Genomic DNA, 2,468 nt, shown 5'->3' with positions numbered 1-2,468 from the left:
GCTGCGGGCACTGCGCGCGGGTGCGGCGGATGCCGGCGGGGTGGGTGGGGCCGGTGGTGTGCTCTCCCCGCCCGGACCTGCGGTCCCCGCCGCGCGGGCCCTGCGGCAGGGGTTCGTGAGCTGCCTCCTCAACCCGAAGGTCGGGATCTTCTTCGTGGCGGTGGCCCCGCAGTTCCTGCCCGAGGCTCATTCGGTCCTGGCGACGACGCTGCTGTTCGGCGTGGTCGACGCGGTGATCGCCGCTTCCTGGCTGCTGCTCGTCGCCTTCGGCGCGGACCGCCTCATGGCCTGGCTGCGGCGCCCCCGCGTGTCCCGGGCCCTGAAGGGCACGGCGGGCGGCGCGCTGGTCACGCTGGGCGTGTTCACGGCGGTGGAAGCGGCCCGCTCCTAGGGGGTGTCCGCCCCCTGACCGTGGTTCTCCTGCTCCGTGTGGGCGTAGCGCTGCTCCGTCCAGGGGTCGCCGATGTTGTGGTGGCCGCGCTCCTCCCAGAAGCCGCGCCGGTCCTCGGTCAGGTACTCGACGGCGCGCAGCCACTTCGGGCCCTTGTAGCCGTAGAGGTGCGGGACGACGAGGCGCAGCGGGAAGCCGTGCTCGGCGGTGAGGAGTTCACCGTTGTGGTGGGTGGCCAGGAGGGTCTCGGGGGCCGTGAGGTCGCCGAGCCGGAGGTTGGCGGTGTAGCCGTACTCCGCCCAGGCCATGACATGCGTGACCTCCGGAGCGGGCGGCGCCAGGTCCAGGAACGTGGTGCCCGCGATCCCGAACCACTCGTGGTCCGTCGAGGTGGTGCCGGTCGCGCAGTGCAGGTCGGCCACCACCGTGACGCGCGGGAGGACGGTGAGCTCGTCGAGGGTCCAGGTGCGCTCGTTCCCGTCGGCGGTCGCTCCGAAGACGCGCAGGTTCCAGCGCTCGGGGCGGAAGCGGGGGACGGGGCCGTAGTGGGAGACGGGCCAGCCGTGCACATGGCGCTGCCCCGGGGGAAGGCGATGGGGGGCGCGGGGCGCGGTGTCACGGGTCACGGAGCGGTCGCTTCCCACGGGTGCTCCCTTCCTTCGGCCGACCGGTTCATTCGACCGGTTCGTCCGACCGGTTCGTCCGACCTGTTCCCCGTGCAGGGTAGGCCTAACAAACCCGAGCACCCTCGACCCCGCTCGCTCCGGGCGGTCCCCATGACTCCAAAGGAACCGCCCGGGGTGAGACCGGACGCGGGGGGCCCCGTCAGACCTCCAGGTCGGCCTCGATCCTCATCAGCTGATGGCGGGCCATCGCCAGATTCGCCCGGCCCTTGTCCAGTGCCAGGTAGAGGAAGAGGCCGTTCTTGCCGCGTCCTTTGAGGAGCCGGATCAGGTGGTACTGGGTGCCGAGCGTGATGAGGATGTCCTCGATCTCGTCCTTGATGCCCAGCATCTCCATCGTGCGGACCTTGGCACGGACCACATCGGTGTTGCCCGCCGCCGCGACCGTCAGGTCGAGGTCCTTGCCGCCGCCGAGCATGCCGAGGGCCATGCCGCTGGAGTAGTCGACGAGGGCGGCGCCCAGAGCGCCTTCTATGGAGGTGGTGGCTTCCTTGAGAGCGGCTTCGGTGGTGACCATGGTGAGAGAACTTCCTTTTCGTCGTCTTCGTGGGCGTTCGGCCGGGGTGGCCGGGGGTGGGGCGGGGGTGGGGGATGTCATGGGTGACGCCTCAGCTCCTCGATCGCCGGTCGAGCGCGTCGTCGACCAGTTCGCCGATCCGGGCGCTGGAGCGGCGCGCTTCGAGATGCAGCCGGCCGACGTTGGTCCGGGGCTCGGCCAGGAGCGTCAGGACCGCCGAGGAGCCGGCCGCGTACGTCGCGACGTACCCCCGCTCCCCACGGACCAACTGCTCGCGGAACGGGCCCTGTTCGGTGGACTCGGTCAGCCGGAGCGCGACGCCCAGCGCCGCCGCCGTGAGCGCGGCCATGGACTCCGTCTCGATGCCCGGGGCGTCCTCGGCGAGCACCAGCCCGTCGGTGGTGGCGGCGAGCGCGCCGGTGAGTTGGGGCAGTACGGCGCGCAGCCGTCTGAGTTCGCCGAGCACCTCGGCTTCCGCCGTCATCAGTTGTCTCCTCTCGGCGCGTTGGCGCAGTGCGCGCCTCATGACGGAAGGTCGGAAGAACGGTCCGACGGGACGCCGGACGCGGTGGTACGGGGCGGCGGTGGCCCGGAGCGGGGCGGCGTCACAGATAGGCCTCCAGGGCGTCGCGGAGCCGGCGCAGCAGGGCGACGTCGGTGTCGGTGTTGACCGCGGCGACGGTGGCGACCCAGGAGGGGACGGGCGGTGGGGCGGTCTCCGTCCCGTCCGGCGGCGTCTCGACCAGTCCGGCAGCGGCCAGCCTGCGGATGTCGAGCAGGGTGTGGTACGCCGGGCGGCCGAGGCTCCAGGCGATGCTCACCGGGGTGCGCGCCCCGTCGGCCAGCTCCAGCAGCGCGCCCTGCCGCCGGGTGACGG

The 2,468-nt window shown here is 72.4% G+C and carries 4 protein-coding genes and 1 pseudogene; 1 reads left to right on the top strand and 4 read right to left on the bottom strand.

What is annotated here, in order from left to right:
- The coding region (locus GT042_RS26495) for a LysE family transporter (RefSeq protein WP_161311246.1) at nucleotides 1–391 on the top strand (391 nt) is incomplete at its 5' end.
- On the opposite strand, the gene GT042_RS26490 is transcribed toward GT042_RS26495, so the two are convergent.
- The 4 genes and pseudogenes from GT042_RS26490 to GT042_RS26475 all read right to left on the bottom strand — a co-directional run.
- Nucleotides 388–1,035 (bottom strand): molybdopterin-dependent oxidoreductase, encoded by a 648-nt coding sequence (locus GT042_RS26490; RefSeq protein ID WP_345943924.1) that lies wholly within the window; start codon nucleotides 1,033–1,035, stop codon nucleotides 388–390. The genes GT042_RS26495 and GT042_RS26490 overlap by 4 nt on opposite strands.
- A gap of 181 nt (nucleotides 1,036–1,216) precedes the next feature.
- Nucleotides 1,217–1,591 carry a hypothetical protein gene (locus GT042_RS26485; RefSeq protein ID WP_161311245.1) on the bottom strand — a complete coding sequence of 125 codons (375 nt, stop codon included), beginning with the start codon at nucleotides 1,589–1,591 and terminating at the stop codon, nucleotides 1,217–1,219.
- Between the two features lie 91 nt (nucleotides 1,592–1,682).
- A complete protein-coding gene (locus GT042_RS26480) occupies nucleotides 1,683–2,117 on the bottom strand; it encodes a roadblock/LC7 domain-containing protein (RefSeq protein WP_161311244.1) in 435 nt (144 codons plus the stop codon).
- A gap of 79 nt (nucleotides 2,118–2,196) precedes the next feature.
- Nucleotides 2,197–2,468: pseudogene (locus GT042_RS26475) on the bottom strand (transcriptional regulator); the annotation flags it as partial.

Source organism: Streptomyces sp. SID3212, from assembly GCF_009865405.1.
In the GTDB taxonomy this organism is placed as follows: domain Bacteria; phylum Actinomycetota; class Actinomycetes; order Streptomycetales; family Streptomycetaceae; genus Streptomyces.
This window is presented reverse-complemented; position numbering and strand designations above follow the sequence as displayed.

Bases quoted from the DNA above. Each gene is read 5' to 3' on its own strand.
- GT042_RS26485 (WP_161311245.1), bottom strand. From the start codon at position 1,591: ATGGTCACCACCGAAGCCGCTCTCAAGGAAGCCACCACCTCCATAGAA.
- GT042_RS26480 (WP_161311244.1), bottom strand. From the start codon at position 2,117: ATGAGGCGCGCACTGCGCCAACGCGCCGAGAGGAGACAACTGATGACG.